11 protein-coding genes and 2 pseudogenes are annotated in these 18,686 nt (G+C 74.0%); 9 read left to right on the top strand and 4 right to left on the bottom strand.

The window, feature by feature from the left end; all coding sequences use genetic code 11:
- Positions 1–130: 130 nt before the first annotated feature.
- A complete protein-coding gene (ilvA, locus tag GA0070608_RS05095; RefSeq protein ID WP_091622512.1) occupies positions 131–1,351 on the top strand; it encodes a threonine ammonia-lyase in 1,221 nt (406 codons plus the stop codon).
- A gap of 117 nt (positions 1,352–1,468) precedes the next feature.
- Here ilvA and greA read toward each other — a convergent pair whose 3' ends face one another.
- Together greA and GA0070608_RS05085 are read right to left on the bottom strand one after the other, a co-directional pair.
- Positions 1,469–1,966 carry a transcription elongation factor GreA gene (greA, locus tag GA0070608_RS05090; protein WP_091622509.1) on the bottom strand — a complete coding sequence of 166 codons (498 nt, stop codon included), beginning with the start codon at positions 1,964–1,966 and terminating at the stop codon, positions 1,469–1,471.
- A 194-nt stretch (positions 1,967–2,160) separates the two neighbouring features.
- Entirely contained in the window at positions 2,161–2,595 is a 435-nt protein-coding gene (locus GA0070608_RS05085) for a DUF4307 domain-containing protein (protein WP_091622507.1), read from the bottom strand.
- Between the two features lie 192 nt (positions 2,596–2,787).
- On the opposite strand from GA0070608_RS05085, the gene mca reads away from it, so the two are divergent.
- The 7 genes and pseudogenes from mca to purE all read left to right on the top strand — a co-directional run bounded on the left by mca (position 2,788) and on the right by purE (position 10,556).
- Positions 2,788–3,669 (top strand): mycothiol conjugate amidase Mca, encoded by an 882-nt coding sequence (gene mca / locus GA0070608_RS05080; protein ID WP_091622504.1) that lies wholly within the window; start codon positions 2,788–2,790, stop codon positions 3,667–3,669.
- A 48-nt stretch (positions 3,670–3,717) separates the two neighbouring features.
- Positions 3,718–4,011 carry a hypothetical protein gene (locus GA0070608_RS05075; protein WP_091622501.1) on the top strand — a complete coding sequence of 98 codons (294 nt, stop codon included), beginning with the start codon at positions 3,718–3,720 and terminating at the stop codon, positions 4,009–4,011.
- Between the two features lie 180 nt (positions 4,012–4,191).
- Positions 4,192–6,723: a putative bifunctional diguanylate cyclase/phosphodiesterase gene (locus GA0070608_RS05070; protein WP_091622498.1), complete on the top strand. Its 2,532-nt coding sequence runs from the start codon at positions 4,192–4,194 to the stop codon at positions 6,721–6,723.
- A gap of 40 nt (positions 6,724–6,763) precedes the next feature.
- Positions 6,764–8,018, top strand: a pseudogene (locus GA0070608_RS34270) (thioredoxin domain-containing protein); the annotation flags it as partial.
- A 65-nt stretch (positions 8,019–8,083) separates the two neighbouring features.
- Positions 8,084–8,809, top strand: a pseudogene (locus tag GA0070608_RS34265) (hypothetical protein); the annotation flags it as partial.
- Positions 8,810–8,886: 77 nt separating this feature from the next.
- Positions 8,887–10,068 (top strand): 5-(carboxyamino)imidazole ribonucleotide synthase, encoded by a 1,182-nt coding sequence (locus tag GA0070608_RS05060; RefSeq protein WP_091622492.1) that lies wholly within the window; start codon positions 8,887–8,889, stop codon positions 10,066–10,068.
- Complete coding sequence (purE, locus tag GA0070608_RS05055; RefSeq protein WP_091622489.1) at positions 10,065–10,556, top strand: 5-(carboxyamino)imidazole ribonucleotide mutase; 492 nt, start codon at positions 10,065–10,067, stop codon at positions 10,554–10,556. Before GA0070608_RS05060 ends, purE begins: the two co-directional genes overlap by 4 nt.
- Positions 10,557–10,752: 196 nt before the next feature.
- On the opposite strand, the gene GA0070608_RS05050 is transcribed toward purE, so the two are convergent.
- Complete coding sequence (locus GA0070608_RS05050; RefSeq protein ID WP_091622486.1) at positions 10,753–15,672, bottom strand: SCO7613 C-terminal domain-containing membrane protein; 4,920 nt, start codon at positions 15,670–15,672, stop codon at positions 10,753–10,755.
- A gap of 162 nt (positions 15,673–15,834) precedes the next feature.
- Positions 15,835–17,262: a UDP-glucose dehydrogenase family protein gene (locus GA0070608_RS05045; RefSeq protein WP_091622481.1), complete on the bottom strand. Its 1,428-nt coding sequence runs from the start codon at positions 17,260–17,262 to the stop codon at positions 15,835–15,837.
- A gap of 245 nt (positions 17,263–17,507) precedes the next feature.
- Here GA0070608_RS05045 and GA0070608_RS05040 point away from each other — a divergent pair, with 245 nt between their 5' ends.
- A complete protein-coding gene (locus tag GA0070608_RS05040) occupies positions 17,508–18,671 on the top strand; it encodes an acyl-CoA dehydrogenase family protein (protein ID WP_091622477.1) in 1,164 nt (387 codons plus the stop codon).
- The last annotated feature ends 15 nt before the right edge of the window (positions 18,672–18,686 follow it).

Below are 18,686 nucleotides of genomic sequence, written 5' to 3'. Positions count from 1 at the left end.
CTTGCACTTTCTGCCCTCGCGAATCGGGACGGAAGGTGCGTTCCGGGGGCCGGAAGTGCAAGATCGCGGGGGGAGTCGGGGTGCGGGCGTCGGTGGGGGTGGCGGGGGCGGGGGGTGGCACGATCAGGGCATGACGGAACTGGTCGGTCTTGCCGACGTGCGGGCCGCGCGGGAACTGCTCGCCGGCATCGTTCGCACCACCCCGTTGGAGCCCTCCCGGCCGCTCAGCGCGGCGCTAGGCGGGCCGACGTGGCTCAAGTGCGAGAACCTGCAACGCGCCGGCTCGTACAAGGTGCGCGGCGCGTACGTGCGGATCTCCCGGCTGTCGGAGGCGGAACGGGCCGACGGCGTGGTCGCGGCGAGCGCCGGCAACCACGCCCAGGGCGTGGCGCTCGCCGCCGGCCTCGTCGGTACGCACGCCACGGTCTTCATGCCGGTGAACGCGCCGCTGCCGAAGGTGGCCGCCACCAAGGGGTACGGCGCCCGGATCGAACTGGTCGGCAACACCGTCGACGAGTCCCTGGTCGCGGCGCAGAGCTTCGCCGAGCGGACCGGGGCGACGCTGATCCACCCGTTCGACCACCCGGACGTGATCGCCGGTCAGGGCACGGTGGCCCTGGAGATCCTCGAACAGTGCCCCGAGGTCAGGACGATCATCACCGGGGTCGGCGGTGGCGGCCTGATCTCCGGCATGGCGGTGGTGGCCAAGGCGCTACGGCCCGACGTGCGGATCATCGGGGTGCAGGCGGCCACCGCCGCCGCCTTTCCGCCCTCCCTGGTGGCCGGCGAGCCGGTACGCCTTCCGTCGTTCGGCACGATCGCGGACGGCATCGCCGTCGGCCGGCCGGGGGAGCTCACCTTCAGCCATGTCCGCGACCTGGTGGACGAGGTCGTCACGGTCTCCGAGGAGGACATCTCCCGGGCGCTGCTGTTGCTGCTGGAGCGGGGCAAGCAGGTGGTCGAGCCGGCCGGCGCGGTGGGCGTGGCCGCGCTGCTGGCGGGCGTCGTCGAGGTGGAGGCGCCGGTCGTGGCGGTGCTCTCGGGCGGCAACATCGACCCGCTGCTGATGCTCCGGGTGATCGAGCATGGCCTCGCCGCCGCCGGGCGCTACCTGCGGGTGACCGTGCGCTGCTCGGACCGCCCGGGGCAGCTCGCCTCACTGCTCGGCGAGATCGCCGAACACCGGGCGAACGTGGTGGACGTGGAGCACCAGCGGGCCAATCCGCACCTGCGCCTGGGTGAGGTGGAGGTGGCCCTGTCGGTGGAGACCCGGGGCGTCGAGCACTCGGACACGCTGATCAGCGCGTTGCGGGCCAGCGGCTACCAGGTGGTCTTCGCCGGCGAGGCGTGACACCGGAACCGGTGCCACGCCTCGCCGGGGCGCGTCGCTCTTCGTTTCCGCCCGGTCGGGTCGGTGCCCGGGCGGCCGGGACGGCTGCCCGACCCACCCGGGCCGGGCGGCGGAGGCTCAGCCGGAGAACGGCTCGAAGCTGACCACGGTCACCTTGATGTCGGCGCCGCTGGGGGCCGTGTAGGTGCAGGTCTGGCCGGGGCGGCCACCCAGGATCGACTTGCCCAGCGCCGACTCCGGGCTGTAGACCGTCAGGTCGGTGGTCGCCGCGATCTCCCGGGAGCCGAGCAGGAAGGTCTCGGTGTCGTCCTTGTCGTCGTCGAAGAAGATCGTCACGACCATGCCGGGCGACACCACGTCGGCGGTCGGTGCCCCGCCCACCTTGGCGGTGCGGAGCAGCTCCTTGAGGTAGAGGATGCGCCCCTCGGCCTTGCCCTGCTCCTCACGGGCGGCGTGGTAGCCACCGTTCTCCCGCAGGTCGCCCTCCTCGCGCCGGGCGTTGATCTCGGCGGCGATGACCGGCCGGTTGGCGATCAGCTCGTCGAGCTCGCCCTGGAGCCGGTCGAATGCGTCCTGGGACAGCCAGGTGGCGGGCGCCTCGTTGCCAGTAGACACAGGCGGTCTCCTCGTTTGTGCGTGCTGGCTGACAGGTGAAACTCCAAGTTACCAGTGCGGTACGACACAGGGTGCGCTCGAGCACCGGCGCCGCCCCCGGCACCGAGGCCGCCGGCGGCGTCCGTGCCGGCGCGTCCGGCCCCGCGTCGTGGCTGCTCAGGCCGGGGGCGCGTCCGGCCCCGTGTCGTGGTTGCTCAGGCCGGGGGCCGGCAGCGCACCACCTCGCCGATGAAGGGTCGCGCGGTGGTGGCCAGCCGGTGCTGGGTGGTCACCTGCCGCTGGTCGGGCCGGGCGGTGACCGTCACCTCTTCTCGGGCCACCTCGGCGCCGTCGCGGTCCCGGGCGCGCAGCAGGCAGACCGCCGAGCCGCCCTCCGGCACGTTGACCCGGAAGTCGACCAGCACCTGACTGTCGGTGATCCCGGTGTAGGTGATCACCTGGGCGTCGTAGTTCGGGTCGCCGTACTGCCGGTAGAGCCGCACCGAGACCAGGGTCATGACCGCGACCAGTGCGACCACCAGCAGCGTCGTCAGCAGCGGCCGGCGTCGCCGGGGCTCCCGGCGGCGGCCGTACCGCCCCGGTGGGAAGGCGGGCGCGCCCGGCGGAAGTGTGGCGTGCGTCTCGGTCACCGGCGGGTATCTCCTGGCGTCGTTGTCGGGGGCATCGGCAAGAATGGCAGAGTTCCATCCTCCCAGCCCGTCCCGTCGTCAAATATGACAGGTCGGCACCGTCGGGTCCCGGCGCGGGGGAGGATTCCGGCAGGTCAGCCTGGCGGTCCTGCGGGGGGTCCGCCGGCGGGCAGAGACTGAGGAGCGCCGACGTTGGCAGAGCGACTGCGACTGATGGCCGTCCACGCACATCCCGACGACGAGTCGAGCAAGGGCGCCGCGACCATGGCGAAGTACGTCGCCGAGGGCGTGGACGTCCTGGTGGTCACGTGCACCGGCGGCGAGCGCGGCAGCGTGCTCAACCCGAAGATGGACCGACCGGACGTCTGGGCCAACATCGCCGACGTCCGCCGGGCGGAGATGGACGCCGCGCGGGCGATCCTCGGCGTCGAGCAGGCGTGGCTCGGCTTCGTCGACTCCGGCCTGCCCGAGGGCGACCCGCTCCCGCCGCTGCCCGAGGGCTGCTTCGCCCTCCAGGAGGTCGAAGTGGCGGCCGGCCCGCTGGTGCGGCTGATGCGCCAGTTCCGTCCGCACGTCGTCACGACGTACGACGAGGAGGGCGGCTACCCGCACCCCGACCACATCATGACCCACCAGGTCAGCGTGGCCGCGTTCGAGGCAGCCGGCGACCCGGAGCGCTACCCGGAGTTGGGCGAGCCGTGGCAGCCGCTCAAGCTCTACTACGACATCGGCTTCTCCAAGGGCAAGATCATGGCGCTGCACGAGGGGCTGCTCGCCGCCGGCCACAAGTCGCCCTACGACGAGTGGATCAAGCGTTGGGAGGACCGCCCCGACAAGGGCCCCCGGATCACGACCCGGGTCGAGTGCGCCGACTACTTCCCGGTCCGCGACGACGCGCTGCGCGCCCACGCCACCCAGATCGACCCGGACGGCTTCTGGTTCCAGGTGCCGATGGAGTTGCAGAAGCAGGCGTGGCCGACGGAGGACTTCGAGCTGGTGCGCTCGATGGTCGACAGCCCGCTGCCCGAGTCGGACCTCTTCGCCGGGGTGCGCGAGACGGCCCATGCCCGCTGATCCGGCCGAGGGTTACCCTGGTCACCAACCGCACACCGGAGGAACACCATGCTGACCGCCGCACAGGTGCTCGCCCAGAACAACTTCGGGGACACCCGCACGGGTGGTCTGGCCGGGCCGATGGGCCTCTTCCTCATCCTCGTTCTGGCGACTGCCACCGTCCTGCTGATCCGCAACATGAACTCCCGGCTGCGTCGGCTGCCCGACCGGTTCCCCCAGCAGGGCCCGCCGATGACGTCCGACCGGGCGGACGCGGCAGTCGTCGATCCGACAGAAGGCGCGCCGGCGCAGGATTCATCCTCCGCCGCTCCCACCGGGCGTCAGCAGCGTCGCAACGGCTAGTCCACGCATGATTCACGTCGAACCGGGCCGTCGCCCCCTGTTGCGGCCCCCTGGTTTGCCTTAGCCTCTCGCCGGGGGGACCAAGAGTTCCCGTAGCCGTGCGCGGGAGGGGGCGCCGATGACCACCACACCAGCGGCTGCCCGTCGTACCGGCCAGGGGCCCGCGGGCGGAGCGGGTCGGTGACCTCCGGCAGGGCCGGCGAGTCGACCGACCGGCTCGGAGCCCGCGGCACGCCCACGCGGCTGCTCCTGCTCACCGCCGCCGTCGTACTCACCGCCCTGGTCGCCGCCGGGCTGGGGTGGACGGCACCGCCGCGTCTCCCCGCCGACGACCCGCTCGGCGGGCCGGCCCGGTTCGGTCTCGCCGTCGTCGTGTTCGCCGTCGCCCAGCTGGCCCGGCTGCGGTTCCGCAGCGCCGCCGGAATGGTGAGCATCACCTGGGTGGAGGCAGCGCTGATCGTCTGCCTCTACCTGACCCCCACCGGCTGGCTCCCCTCCGCCGCGCTCCTCGGCGGCGCCCTCGCCTGGTCGGCCATGTCGCTGCTCGGCGACCGGCGGCCGGTGCTGGAGGTCGTCCGGATCACGGCCTCGCTGACCGCCGCCACCGCCCTGGCCGTCTCGGTCACCACCGCGCTCGGTGATCCGCTGCTGGCGACGCCCACCCCGGCGCTCGCCCTGGCCGTACTCGCCGGATCGGTCACCTACCTCCTCACCACCGCCTGGCTCGGCGGCGCCACCCTGGCGCTGCGGCACGGCATCCCCGTCGCACCGCTGCTGCTCGCCGCGCTGCGCGGCAAGCTGCTGATGTTCGTCGGGAACGTGGCCGTCGGCCTGGGCGTGGTGGCGCTGCTGGAGCTCGACGCGCGCTGGCTGCTGCTGCTCCCGCCGCCGCTCTGGCTGCTTCAGCAGACCTACCGGCACCGGCTCCGCGCCGACCAGGAGCGGCGCACCTGGCGGGCCTTCGCCGAGGCCACCGCCGCGCTCAACCAGCTCGACGAGCGGGGTGTCGCCACGGCCGCGGTGAGCGGCGCGCTGACCCTGTTCAACGCCGAACTCGTGGACGTCGACGTGGCCCGGGGCGACGGCCGGTGGCGGCGCTATCGGGGCGACGCGGGCGGCCAGCTGGTCGACCGGGAGGTCGCGCCGCCCGGTCGGACCGAGCCGGAGGAACACGAGCTGGTGCGTACCCTCACCGTGGGTGCCGCCCGGGTGGGCGAACTGCGGGTCCGGTTCCCGCGCTGCGCGCCGCCGAACGCCCGGGAGGGCGACGCCGTGGCCGCGTTCGGCGACGCGCTCGCCGCCGCGCTGCACGACGCCGCGACCCACCGCGAGCTGCGGCTGGTCACCGCCCGCTCGTCGTACGAGGCGGTGCACGACCAGCTCACCGGGCTGGTGAACCGGTCGGCCATGCTCAGCAAGGGCGACCAGGCGCTGCGCCAGCTCGCCCACGACCACCCGGTGGCGCTGCTGCTGCTCGACATCGACCAGTTCAAGGGGGTCAACGACACCCTCGGGCACGCCGCCGGTGACCAGCTGCTGCGGTTGACCGCCAACCGGCTGGGCACCCTCGCCCGCACCGGGGACCTGCTCGCCCGGCTCGGCGGCGACGAGTTCGCGCTGCTGCTGACGTCGGTTCCGGTGATCGGCGACCGGGCCGCCCCGATGGCGTACGCGCTGCGGCAGGCCCGCGAGATCGCCGAGCGGCTCGCCGCGCCGACCGAGGTGGCCGGGGTGCGGATGTCCGTCGAGGTCTCCGTCGGGGTGGTGGTCGCCGACGCCGGCACCGCCGACCTGACCGAGCTGCTGCGCCGGGCCGACATCGCCATGTACCAGGCCAAGGAGGGCGGCGGCAGCGTCGCCGCCTACGACTCCACCCGGGACGCCGCGAGCACCGACCAGTTGGCCCTGCTGGCCGAGCTGCGCGAGGCGCTGAAGACCGACGACCAGCTCGTACTGGCGTTGCAGCCGGCGGTCGACCTGGCCACCGGCGCCCCGACCGGAGTGGAGGCGCTGATCCGCTGGCGCCACCCGCGCCGGGGCTGGCTCGGGCCGCACGACTTCATCCGCCCAGTGGAGAACAGCGAGCAGCTTGGCACCTTCACCCGCTACGTGCTGGACAAGGCGCTCGCCGTTGCCGCCGGCTGGGCCCGCGACGGGCTCGACGTGCCGATCTCGGTCAACCTGTCGGCGCGCAGTCTGCTCGACCGCCGCCTGCCCGCCGAGATCGCCGACGCCCTGCGCCAGCACCAGGTGCCGCCGCACCGGCTGGTCCTGGAGATCACCGAGACGGTGGTGATGAGCGAGCTGGAGGTCATCGACGAGGTGCTCGCAACGCTGCGGTCGATGGGCGTGCAGCTCGCGGTCGACGACTTCGGCACGGGCTTCTCCTCGCTGACGTTCCTCACCCGGATCGCGGTGGACGAGCTCAAGGTGGATCGTTCCTTCGTGATCCGGATGGCCGACTCCCCCGAGGCGGCGGCGATCGTACGGACCACCGTCGGGCTCGCCCACGAGCTGGGGCTGCGGGTGGTCGCCGAGGGCGTGGAGACCGCCGAGCAGCGCTCCGCCCTGGCCGAGCTGGGCTGCACGGCCGCCCAGGGCTACCACTTCTTCAAGCCGATGCCGGCCGACAAGATCGGCGCGGTGCTCGGCACCCTGCTCGCCGAGGCCCGCCCCAACGTCCTGCCGCTGCGCGCCGACGGCGCCTCCTGACCGCCCGACGGGTACGCCACCGGGTGGCTATGGTCGTCGGGTGAACCGACTCGCTGACGCCACGAGCCCGTACCTGCTCCAGCACGCCGACAACCCGGTCGACTGGTGGCCGTGGTGCGACGAGGCGTTCGCCGAGGCGAGGCGGCGGGACGTGCCGGTGCTCATCTCGGTCGGCTACGCCGCCTGCCACTGGTGCCACGTGATGGCCCACGAGTCGTTCGAGGACGAGCAGGTCGGCGCACTGGTGAACGACGACTTCGTGGCCATCAAGGTGGACCGCGAGGAACGCCCCGACGTCGACGCCGTCTACATGACCGCCACCCAGGCGATGACCGGGCAGGGCGGATGGCCGATGACCGTCTTCGCGACCCCCGACGGCACCCCCTTCTTCTGCGGCACCTACTTCCCCCGGCCGAACTTCGTCCGGCTGCTCCAGTCGGTCGCCGCCGCCTGGCGGGACCAGCGGGACGCCGTCATCAGCCAGGGCGCCGCCGTGGTCGAGGCGATCGGCGGCGCGCAGGCCGTGGGTGGCCCCACCGCGCCGCTGGACGCCGCGCTGCTCGACGCCGCGGCCGACCAGCTCGCCGAGGAGTACGACGCCACGAACGGCGGGTTCGGCGGCGCCCCGAAGTTCCCGCCGCACATGAACCTGCTCTTCCTGCTGCGGCACCACCAGCGCACCGGCTCGCCGCGGAGCCTGGAGATCGTCCGGCACACCTGTGAGGCGATGGCCCGGGGCGGCATCTACGACCAGCTCGCCAGCGGCTTCGCCCGCTACTCCGTCGACGGGCACTGGACCGTGCCGCACTTCGAGAAGATGCTCTACGACAACGCCCTGCTGCTGCGGACGTACACCCAGCTCTGGCGGCTGACCGGCGACCCGCTGGCCCGCCGGGTCGCGCAGGACACCGCCTGGTTCCTCGCCGACGAACTGCGCACCCCGTCCGGGGGGTTCGCCTCGGCACTGGACGCCGACACCGAGGGCGTCGAGGGGGCGACCTACGCCTGGACGCCGACCCAGCTGGTCGAGGCGCTGGGGGAGGAGGACGGCCGCTGGGCCGCCGACCTCTTCGCCGTCACCGAGGCCGGCAACTTCGAACACGGCACCAGCGTGCTGCGACTCGCCCGGGACGTGGACGACGCCGACCCGGCGGTACGGCAGCGCTGGCAGGACGTCGTCGGCCGGCTGCTCGTGGCCCGCCGCGAACGGCCGCAGCCGGCTCTGGACGACAAGGTGGTGGCCGCCTGGAACGGGCTGGCGATCACCGCCATCGCCGAGTTCAGCCGGGTGGCCGACACGTTCGGTCCGGCCGGCGCGGACGAGGGGTCGCAGACGCTGGAGGGCGTTGCCGAGGGCAGCTACGGCGCGATGCTTGACGCCGCCCGGTACCTGGCTGACGTGCACATCGTCGACGGTCGGCTGCGTCGTGTCTCCCGCGACGGGGTGGTCGGTGATCCGGCGGGCGTGCTGGAGGACTACGGCTGTGTCGCCGAGGCGTTCTGCGCCATGCACCAGACCACCGGCGAGGGCCGCTGGCTGGAGCTGGCCGGCGAGCTGCTGGACACCGCGTTGGAGCGGTTCGCCGCCCCGGGCGGCGCCTTCTACGACACCGCGGACGACGCCGAGCGGCTGGTCACCCGCCCCGCCGACCCGACTGACAACGCCACCCCGTCCGGGCGCTCGGCGATCGTCGCGGCGCTGGTCGCGTACGCGGCGTTGACCGGGGAGACCCGCTACCGGGAGGCCGCCGAGGCGGCCCTGTCGACCGTGGCGCCCATCGTCGGCCGGCACGCCCGGTTCACCGGCTACGCGGCCACCGTCGGGGAGGCGCTGCTCTCCGGGCCGTACGAGATCGCGGTGGTCACCGACGACCCGACCGGTGACCCGCTGGTGGCGGCGGCACACCGGCACGCCCCGCCGGGCGCGGTGATCGTGGCGGGCCGCCCCGGCCAGCCCGGGGTGCCGCTGCTCGCCGACCGGCCGATGGTCGACGGGCGGCCCACCGCGTACGCCTGCCGGGGTTTCGTCTGTGAACGCCCGGTGACGACGGTGGACGACCTGGTCGCCCAGCTCGCCCGGCGCTGAGCCGCCCGGCTGCGGCGGTGTGCGATCGGCCATCCGGCGGCGCAGGTGGCGGGCCGTCCCGATAGGCTGGCGCCGCTATGGATTCCCGTACCGGTCTGCCCGTTGTCGGCATGGTGGGCGGCGGCCAGCTGGCCCGGATGACCCACCAGTCCGCGATCGCCCTCGGCCAGTCGCTGCGCGTGCTGGCGCTCGCTCCCGACGACGGTGCCGCGCTGGTCGCCGCCGACGTCCAGTACGGCGACCACACCGACCTCGCCGCGCTGCGCACCTTCGCCAAGGCCTGCGACGTGGTCACCTTCGACCACGAGCAGGTCCCCACCGAACACATCCGGACGCTGGCCGCCGAGGGCGTGAAGCTCTTCCCGCCGGCCGACGCGCTGCTGCACGCCCAGGACAAGCGGGCCATGCGGGAGCGGCTCGGTGAGCTGGGCGCACCGAACCCGGCGTGGCGGCCCGTCGCCGAGCCCGCCGACCTGGTGGCGTTCGGCGACGGGACCGGCTGGCCGGTGGTGCTCAAGGCGGCCCGCGGTGGGTACGACGGCCGGGGCGTCTGGCTGGTCGGCGACGCGGCGCAGGCCGACGAGCTGGCCACGACGCTGCTGGCCGGCGGCACCCTGCTGATCGTCGAGGAGCGGGTGCCGCTGCGCCGGGAGCTCGCGGTGCAGGTGGCCCGCTCGCCGTTCGGGCAGGTCGCCGCGTACCCGGTGGTCGAGACCGTGCAGCGCGACGGCATCTGCGTGGAGGTGCTCGCCCCCGCACCGGGCCTGCCGGAGGAGCTGGCGGTCGCCGCCCAGCAGCTCGCCATCGACCTGGCGACCGCGCTCGGCGTGGTCGGCCTGCTCGCCGTGGAACTGTTCGAGGTCGCCGACCCGGCCGCACCCGGGGGCAGCCGGCTCCTGGTGAACGAGCTGGCGATGCGACCGCACAACTCCGGGCACTGGACCATCGAGGGTGCCCGCACGTCGCAGTTCGAGCAGCACCTGCGGGCGGTGCTCGACTACCCGATGGGGGACACCTCGCTGACCGCTCCCGTGGTGGTGATGGCGAACGTGCTCGGCGGAGAGCCGGGCGGGATGTCGATCGACGAGCGGCTGCACCACCTCTTCGCGGCCGAGCCGGGCGCCAAGGTGCACCTCTACGGCAAGCAGGTGCGACCCGGCCGCAAGATCGGCCACGTCACGGTGCTCGGCGACGACTTGGACGACGTACGGACGCGGGCCGCGCGGGCCGCCCGCTGGCTGCGGGAGGGACACCAGTGAGCACCGTTGGGCTGATCATGGGCAGCGACTCGGACTGGCCGACGATGAAGGCCGCCGCCGAAGTGCTGGACGAGTTCGAGGTGTCGTACGAGGTCGAGGTGGTTTCGGCGCACCGTACCCCGATCAAGATGATCGACTACGGGCGTGCCGCAGCCGACCGGGGCCTGAAGGTCATCATCGCCGGGGCGGGTGGCGCCGCCGCCCTGCCCGGGATGATCGCCTCGGTCACCCCGCTGCCTGTGATCGGCGTCCCGGTGCCGTTGAAGCACCTCGACGGAATGGACTCGCTGCTGTCCATCGTGCAGATGCCGGCCGGCGTGCCGGTGGCCACCGTGTCGATCGGCAACGCCCGCAACGCCGGTCTGCTCGCCGTCCGCATCCTGGCTGCCGCCGACCGCCCCCTGCTCGACCGCATGTCGGCGTATCAGGCAGACCTGGAGCAACTGGTCGCCGAAAAGGACGCCGCCCTCCGAGCCTCCCTAACCTGACCCGCCCCTCCCGCCCTGCCCCTCCCTCCCTGCCCCTCCCTCCCCGCCCGTCCGCGTTGCCAAGCTCGCGATCTTGCACTTTTGGCCCTTGATATGCGCGGTTTGTGCCACTTGTGCGGGCCAGAAGTGCAAGATCGCGATGAGCAGGGTGGCGCGGTCAGTGCGCCCACGCCAGGGAGGGTGGGGGAGGGTTGGGTTAGCGCATGCCGCGTAGGGCTGTCTGGAGGCGTTCCTGGGCGCGGCGTCGGCGTTCGTTGCTCGCGCCGAGCACCAGCAGCAGGATGCCTACCGGAATCAGAGCCAGCCACGGCCCCAGGCTGAACAGCGCGTGCACCGCCGCGACCGCGGTGACGGCGGCACCGACGATCACGGGTGCCTGCTGCTGACTCATCGACCCGAAGACGAGCACGGCCACGGCGCCGAGTAGCAGCAGCACCTGGCGCAGCGTGCTGGACTCGGTGGCCAGCACGATCGCCAGGGTCGGCACGAACGCGGCGACCAGAGCCGGCCCGTACGCGACCCAGCTGCTCAGGTCGGGCCGGTGCCGCAACTCCAGCACTCCGACGAGCAGGGCGAGCGCCGCGAAGGGCAGCGTGTAGGCCTCCGGCAGCGCCACGTCGGCGACCCACATCAGGATCCACCAGGCGGTGATCTCGCAGACCACCACCGCCCAGAACAGGATGTGCCGCTCCACCGGCCGGCGACCCGGTCGGGTCGCCGCCACGCCGAGGACCGCACCCCAGGCGGCCAGCAGCGCCGCGATGTGCCGGGGCGAGTCGAAGGCCAGCGCCAGGGCGATCAGGGCGGCGGCGTACCCGCTCCACTCGACGGTGGCCGCCTCCCGTTGGGCCTCGGGGCGACGCAGCCGGGGCAGGGTCGCGGCGAACACCTGCAGGGCCGCGCCGACCGCCAGCACACCGAACGCGGACCAGACAGCCGCGAGGCCGGCCACCAGGCCGGCGGTGAGCACGAAGAGCTGCGCCATCAGCGAGGCGAACAGCCAGCCGAGGATGCGGGCCCGCTGGGTGGTGCCGAAGAGGGCGGCCACCGCGCCGACGCCGACCGCGCCGCCGAGGGTGAACAGGGTCAGCTCCCGGGTCGCCAGGCTGCCCACCAGGCCGGCGCCCCCGGCGGCCAGCCCGATGACGAACACCAGCACCCGGGTAAGGCGCAGCGAGCGGGCCCGCTCGGCCAGCGGCGGGGGTGGGGTGAGCGCCAGGCCCAGCATCGAGATGGTGAACACGGCCAGCCCCGCCAGCGTGCTCGCCGGCCAGCCGTTGCCGAGCGACACCGGGGTGATCAACAGGGTCACGGCGGCACCGGGCAGCACCACCGGTACCGCCCGGGAACGGCGCCCGCCGCTGAAGCCGGTGGCGGCCAGGGCAGCGGTCGCGGTGAGCAGCAGCGCGGTCAGCACGTGGGTCGCGTCGACCGCGTCGGCCGGCGGGGTGAGCAGCTCCGGCGGTGGCCCCTGCCAGACCCGGGCGAGGCTGCGGTGCGGATCGACCAGGGCGACGACCAGGGACGGCGCGATCGACACCAGCGCCAGGGCGGTGGGCAGCGCGGCGGCGGCGAGCGCGCCGGCGGCGGGGCTGACCCGCCAGCGGCGTGTCCCGTCGTCCGGCAGGCGTCGCAGCGCGCCGTCGAGCAGCACCGACCAGCGGCGCACCGGCTGGGCCGCGCCGATCGGCGGTTCGGTCGCGCCCCGGACCAGCTCGGCGAGCACCCCGAGCAGGGCCGCGGCGGCGGCGTAGACACCGACGGGCAGGCCGGCGGGCACGGCGGCCAGGGCGCTCACCGTGGCACCCCCGGCCACCGCCGCGCTCGCCCAGGGCAGGTACTGCGGGATCCGCCGCCGGGCGGCGGCCACCGTCGCCAGCCCCAGGCTCGACGCGGCCAACGCGGCGGTGAGCACCACCTCCGGTGAACGCCCGAACTCGACCGCCAGCGCCGCGACGGCGCCGGGGAACGCGAGCAGGGCGGCGCCGGCTGCGGCACCCCCGATCTGGGCCAGGTGCGGCGGCATTCCCTCGGTCTCGATGTCCTCCACCAGCGGTACGGCCAGCGACCGGGCCAGCGCCGCCACCATGACGCCGATCAGCGCGATGCTGCCCAGGGCCAGCGCGGTGGTCCACGGCCGGACCAGTCCCGCCCCGGAGGCGTGCAGGGCGACGACCCCGGCCACGACCGCCCGGGACAGGCCGGCGCGGGGGTCGACCGCGGCCACGGCGGCGGCCCCGAAGACGGTGGCGACCATGCCGCCGACCAGGACGGGCGACCACCACGGCAGATCGAACGCGGCCGGCGCACCGATCGTGGCGAGCACGGCCGCCGCGCCCGACACGTCGTACTTCCACGGTGGCGGCAGCAGGACCGCGGCGGCGACGCCGAGCAGGGCCAGCGCGACCGGGGCCTGCCACGTCGACCCGCCGGTCGGCCCGGCCGGCCAGCCGGTCAGGTCGCCGGCCCAGATCGGGCCCGGGGTCGCGAGCACCCCGAGCCCGCCCCGCAGCGCGCTCCAGCCGGCCAGCAGCCCGATCAGCACGCCGCCGACGGCAAGGCCGGCGATCGGCCCGCGTCGCCACTCCTCCGGCATCGCCCGGGCGGCCACGGCCACCACCAGCACCAGCCCGGCGGCGACGGCGAGTTGCCCGCCGGGGGCGAGCACGGCCGCGATCCGGGCCAGGGTGGCGATCAGGGCGGCGGTCACCGCCGCGGCGGCCAGGTCGGAGCCGTCCAGGGTGAGGTCGGAGCGCCGGCCGGCGTCGATGGGACCGGCGAACACCACCATCGCGGCGGCGACGAGCAGCAGACCGCCGACCCAGGCGTCGGCGGCGGTGGCGCCCGGAGCACCGAACGCGGCGGCGGTGACCATGACCGCGCCGATGGCGGTGCCGACCGCCAGGGGCGTCGGGATGCGTCGCTGGGAGACCTGCACGACGGCGGCGTGGCCGAGGGTGACGCAGACCGCCAGGAAGCTGGCCGCGAGCACCGGGACGGTGACCTCACGCAGGCTCGCCGGGGTGGGCGTCGGGTCGACCGGCACGGTCGCGGCCACGAAGGCGGCCACCGCACCCGGCAGCGCGAACGCCGCGCCCCCGGCGGCCCAGGCCGAGACGGTGTCGGCCGCCGCCGGGGCGAGCCGCATCCGGGGCGCCACGGCGACCAGGACACCGGCGGCGAACAGGGTGAGCAGCACCGCGGCGGTCAACGCCGGCCGGGCCAGTCCGGCGCCCGCGCCGAACAGGCCGACACCGCCGGCGGTCACCGCGTGCGCCAGTGCCGCGCGTCCGGTGCGGGCGGAGAGCCCGACCACCCCGATGCCGACGGCCGTCAGCACCATCGGCCAGGGGGCCACCGCCCACCCGAGACCGAACGACGCCGGTACGGCGAGCGCCGTCAGCGCCGCGCCGACCACGGCGAACTCCCGGCGGATCTCGGTCGGCAGGGCCAGCACCGCGGCGACGGTCAGCAGGAAGGCGCTCGCGGCGAGCTGCCAGGCGGCCGGGCCCACGGCCGCCGACAGCTCGGCCGGGTAGCGGTCCAGGTCGGCCGCCCAGGCCGGCAGCGCGGCCCGGACGGGGGCGACGCCGGCGCGCAGGGCGCCCCCGGCGACCACCACCCCGCTGACCGTGAGCGCCACCGCCGAGGCGAGCTGCGGCCCGCGTCGAGCTGCCTCGGGCACCGCCCGGACAGCCAGCCCGGTGAGTGTGATGACCGCCGCGATCAGCAGCAGCGCCCGCCCCGGGAACGCCACCGAGGCGATCCGGCTCAGCGCGCCGATCACGGCGAGGGTGAAGATCCCGGCGCCGAGGTCGGGCAGCGGCGGCCGGCGCAGCAGCAGCGTCCCGGCCAGCCCCACCGCGGCGGCCAGCAGCAGCGCCAGCCCCGCCCCGGTCGCGGTCGGCACGGTGCCCGCGCGCAACAGGGCGGAGACGGCGTACGCGAGGGCGAGGGCGACCGCCACCCCGTGCAGCACCCAGGTCAGCTCGCACAGCCACGGCACCGGGCGGGTGGCGGAGCCCCGCTCCTGCGCCGACAGCCCGCCGTCGAGCACCTCGCCGGCCTCCTCCGGCGCCCCCTCCGGCCGGTCGTCGGCGCGGCGCTGGCGGGGCGCGGCGGGATTCGTCGACCCGGCGGGCTCGGCCGGGGGCTCGGGCAGGTCGGGGCGGACCGATCGCTCCACCGTGACGGCGGAACGCGCCAGCCAGAGGTCGAGCAGGGCCACCGCGGTCAGCACCAGTGCCCAGCCACCCGCGCCGGTGATCCGGTCGTACGCCAGCAGCGGCAGCACCGGCTGGGCGGCCAGCACCGTGGCGAACCGGGGCGCGCGCAGCCCCGTCCAGCCCGCGTAGCCGAAGGCGACGCCGGCGGTGACGGCGAAGATGATCCCGGCGAAGACCGCGCCCGAGGCACCGCCGTTGCCGATCCGGTCCACCGCCCACAGCGCGTAGCCGGCGAGCGGCACCAGGAGCAGGCCGACCGCGGAGATGGTCTCGGCGGTCGAGGTGAGCCCGCGTCGGGCCAGCACCGGCGGGGCGAGCAGCATCAGCACGGTCGCGAGCAGCAGGATGCCCAGCCGGGCGAGCGCGTCCATCGAGCTGGTGGCCACCGCGGCGAAGACCACGGCGGCGACCCCGAGCAGCAGCGCACCGAGCCCGAGGGGAATGTTCTGCACCTCGCGGGAGGAAGCCTCCGGCGGGTGCTCCGGGTCATCGGCGTCGAGCCAGGTGGCGGTCGACGGCGGGGGTGGCGGCGGGTCGTCCGGGCCGGCCGGGGCGCCCTGCCGGGGCACCCGGGGTGGAGCACCGGTGGTGGCCGTGGGCGGTCGGCGATTCGCCCTGCGGCGCAGCACCCGGCGGGGGCGGGCGGCCTGCTTGAGACGTTCCTCACCGGCGTGCGCGAGGGTGTCCCGCTGGAAGAGCGCGGCCTGCATCTTGGCGGCGATCTGCCGCTGCTCGCTGGCGATGGCGGCCTCACGGGCCTTCATCTCCGCGATGGACCGCTCGATCTCCGCCAGGTGCTCGACCCACTGTGGCTGGTGTGCACCGCAGTGCGGACAGCTGACGGCCGGCTTGATCTCCCGGCCGCACGAGGAGCACTGAAAGCTCGCCACGACACCCCTCCGCCCGCACTGTGGACTTCCACCTTGGCAGCATGCCCAATGCGGGCGCGGATTTCGACAGTTGTCGGCGGGTCCGGGGCAAAGATCGTCAGGACGGACGGCGAACGGCCGGTCGCGGAGGGTGCTCCGCGACCGGCCGCCGGTCGTCGATCGTCAGGGTCGGCCCATGCCGCGGTACTCCCAGCCGGCCTGCGTCCACAGTGCCGAGTCCAGGCAGTTGCGGCCGTCGACCACCTTGCGGCCGGCGACCAGTTCGCCGAGGCTCACCGGGTCGGCGTTGCGGAAGTCGGCCCACTCGGTGAGTACGCAGACCAGGTCCGCGCCGGTCACAGCCTCGTTGATGCCGGGCTCGTAGACCAGTTCGGGTGCCACGGCCCGTGCCCGCTCCATGCCCTGCGGGTCGTAGACGTGCACGTCGGCGCCGGCCTTGCGCAGCAATGCGGCGACGGAGAGCGCCGGGGCGTCGCGTACGTCGTCGGTGTTGGGCTTGAAGGTCGCGCCCAGCACGGCGACGCGGGTGCCGGAGAGATCCGGCCCGGCGGGCCCGGACCGGCGGCCGAGCAGTTCGGCGGCGAGCTGGACCACCCGGGTCCGGCGGCGCAGGTTGATCAGGTCGACCTCGTGCAGGAAGCGCAACGCCTCCCCGGCGCCCAACTCCTGGGCGCGGGCCTGGAACGCGCGGATGTCCTTGGGCAGGCAGGCGCCGCCGAAGCCGAGCCCGGCCTGGAGGAACCGGTTGCCGATGCGCGGGTCGAAGCCGATGGCTCGGGCGAGGTGGGTGACGTCGCCGCCGGAGGCCTCGCAGACCTCGGCCATCGCGTTGATGAAGGAGATCTTGGTGGCGAGGAAGGCGTTCGCGGCGACCTTGACCAGCTCGGCGGTGGCGAAGTCGGTGACCACCAGGGGCACCTCGCGGTCCTCGGTGGCGGCCAGGTCGAAGACGCCCTTGTGGGCGGCGTAGAGCATGCCGTTGGCCCACTCGCTCTTGACGCCGACGACGATCCGGTTGGGCCGCAGCACGTCGTCGACGGCGAAGCCCTCCTGGAGGAACTCCGGGCTCCACGCCACCTCGACGGTCAGGTCGGCGGGGGTGTGCTTGCTGACCAGTTGCTCCACCCACTCGGCGGTGCCGACCGGCACGGTGGACTTGCCGACGATCAGCGCCTTGCGGGTCAGGTGCTGGGCCAGGCTGGTGACGGACGCCTCGACGTACGACAGGTCGGCGCCCATCCCGTCGGCGCGCTGCGGCGTGCCGACGCAGATGAAGTGCACGTCACCGAACTCGGCGACCTCGGCGATGTCCGTGCTGAACCGCAGCCGCCCGGCCGCCAGGTTGCGCTTGAGCAGCTCGTCCAGGCCGGGCTCGTGGATCGGCACCTCGCCCGCGTTCATCATGGCGATCTTCTCGGCGTCGACGTCGTAGCCGAGGACTTCGTAGCCGAGTTCTGCGTAGCAGATGGCGTAGGTCGCACCGAGGTAGCCGGTGCCCAGGAAGGTCACCCGGGGGCGCTGCGCGCCGGAGGGGGGCGTCACCGCGGCGATGGCGGGCATCGGCTGGGTGTTCGGGTACGGGATCGTCACGCCTGTCTTCTCCGCTCGCGCTGGCGTCGCGTCGTCGCGTCGCGTTCTGCGGCGCCTGGGCGGGCACCGGAGGGACTCTAACGTCTGCCTGTTTCGTCGACGCCGGGCGGCGTCGGCGCTTCGTCACGGCCGAGCTACGCGGCGGTAACATCACCTCGACTGTGTCGCTATCCTTCAGTCTGCGCCGTCGGCGGTCAGAAGACGCTACAGACTGCGCATGATAGCGGTGAAGGGGAGGGGCCGACATGGCCGCAGAGCAGTCGTTCGACGTCTACCGGTTGCCCGAGGAGCACGAGGCGATCCGGGAGGCGGTCCGTGAGGTCTGTGCGGCGAAGGTGGCGCCGCACGCCGCCGAGGCCGACGAGACCGGTGAGTTTCCGAAGGCGTCCTACGACGCGCTGCGGGCCGCCGACTTCCACGCCCCGCACATCCCCGTCGAGTACGGCGGCGCGGGCGCGGATGCCCTGGCCACGGCCATCGTGATCGAGGAGGTGGCGCGCGCCTGCGCCTCGTCCTCGCTGATCCCGGCGGTCAACAAACTCGGCACCATGCCGCTGCTGCTGGCCGGCTCCGAGGAGCTCAAGCGGCGCTACCTGACGCCGGTGGCGGCGGGCGACGCGATGTTCTCGTACTGCCTCTCCGAGCCGGAGGCCGGCAGTGACGCGGCGTCGATGACCACCCGCGCCGTACGTGACGGTGATCACTGGGTGCTCAACGGCGTGAAGCGCTGGATCACCAACGCCGGGGTCTCGGAGTTCTACACCGTCTTCGCCGTGACCGACCCGTCGGCCCGATCCCGGGGCATCTCCGCTTTCGTGGTCGAGAAGTCCGACGCCGGGGTCAGCTTCGGCGCCCCGGAGAAGAAGCTCGGCATCAAGGGCTCGCCCACCCGCGAGGTCTACCTGGACAACGTCCGGATCCCCGCGGACCGCATGATCGGCGGCGAGGGCACCGGCTTCGGCACCGCCATGCAGACCCTGGACCACACCCGGGTCACCATCGCCGCGCAGGCCGTCGGCATCGCCCAGGGCGCGCTCGACTACGCCAAGGGGTACGTCCAGGAGCGCAAGCAGTTCGGCAAGGCGGTCGCCGAGTTCCAGGGCGTGCAGTTCATGCTCGCCGACATGGGCATGAAGCTGGAGGCGTCCCGGCAGTTGACGTACGCCGCGGCCGGCAAGTCCGAGCGGGGCGACGCCGACCTGACCTACTTCGGCGCGGCGGCCAAGTGTTTTGCCTCGGACGCGGCCATGGAGATCACCACCGACGCGGTGCAGCTGCTCGGCGGCTACGGCTACACCCGGGACTACCCGGTCGAGCGGATGATGCGGGACGCCAAGATCACCCAGATCTACGAGGGCACCAACCAGGTGCAGCGCATCGTGATGGCCCGTCAGCTCCTGAAGGGCTGACCGGGCCGGCGGGCG

Origin of the sequence: Micromonospora peucetia, from assembly GCF_900091625.1 — a bacterium.
Taxonomy (GTDB): Bacteria; Actinomycetota; Actinomycetes; order Mycobacteriales; family Micromonosporaceae; genus Micromonospora; species Micromonospora peucetia.
The sequence above is the reverse complement of the archived record's forward strand: the minus strand, read 5'-3'. Positions and strand labels throughout refer to the sequence as shown.

Coding starts and splice junctions, on each gene's coding strand:
- ilvA (WP_091622512.1), top strand. CDS start 131: ATGACGGAACTGGTCGGTCTTGCCGACGTGCGGGCCGCGCGGGAACTG.
- GA0070608_RS05075 (WP_091622501.1), top strand. CDS start 3,718: ATGCTGACCGCCGCACAGGTGCTCGCCCAGAACAACTTCGGGGACACC.
- GA0070608_RS05060 (WP_091622492.1), top strand. CDS start 8,887: ATGGATTCCCGTACCGGTCTGCCCGTTGTCGGCATGGTGGGCGGCGGC.
- GA0070608_RS05040 (WP_091622477.1), top strand. CDS start 17,508: ATGGCCGCAGAGCAGTCGTTCGACGTCTACCGGTTGCCCGAGGAGCAC.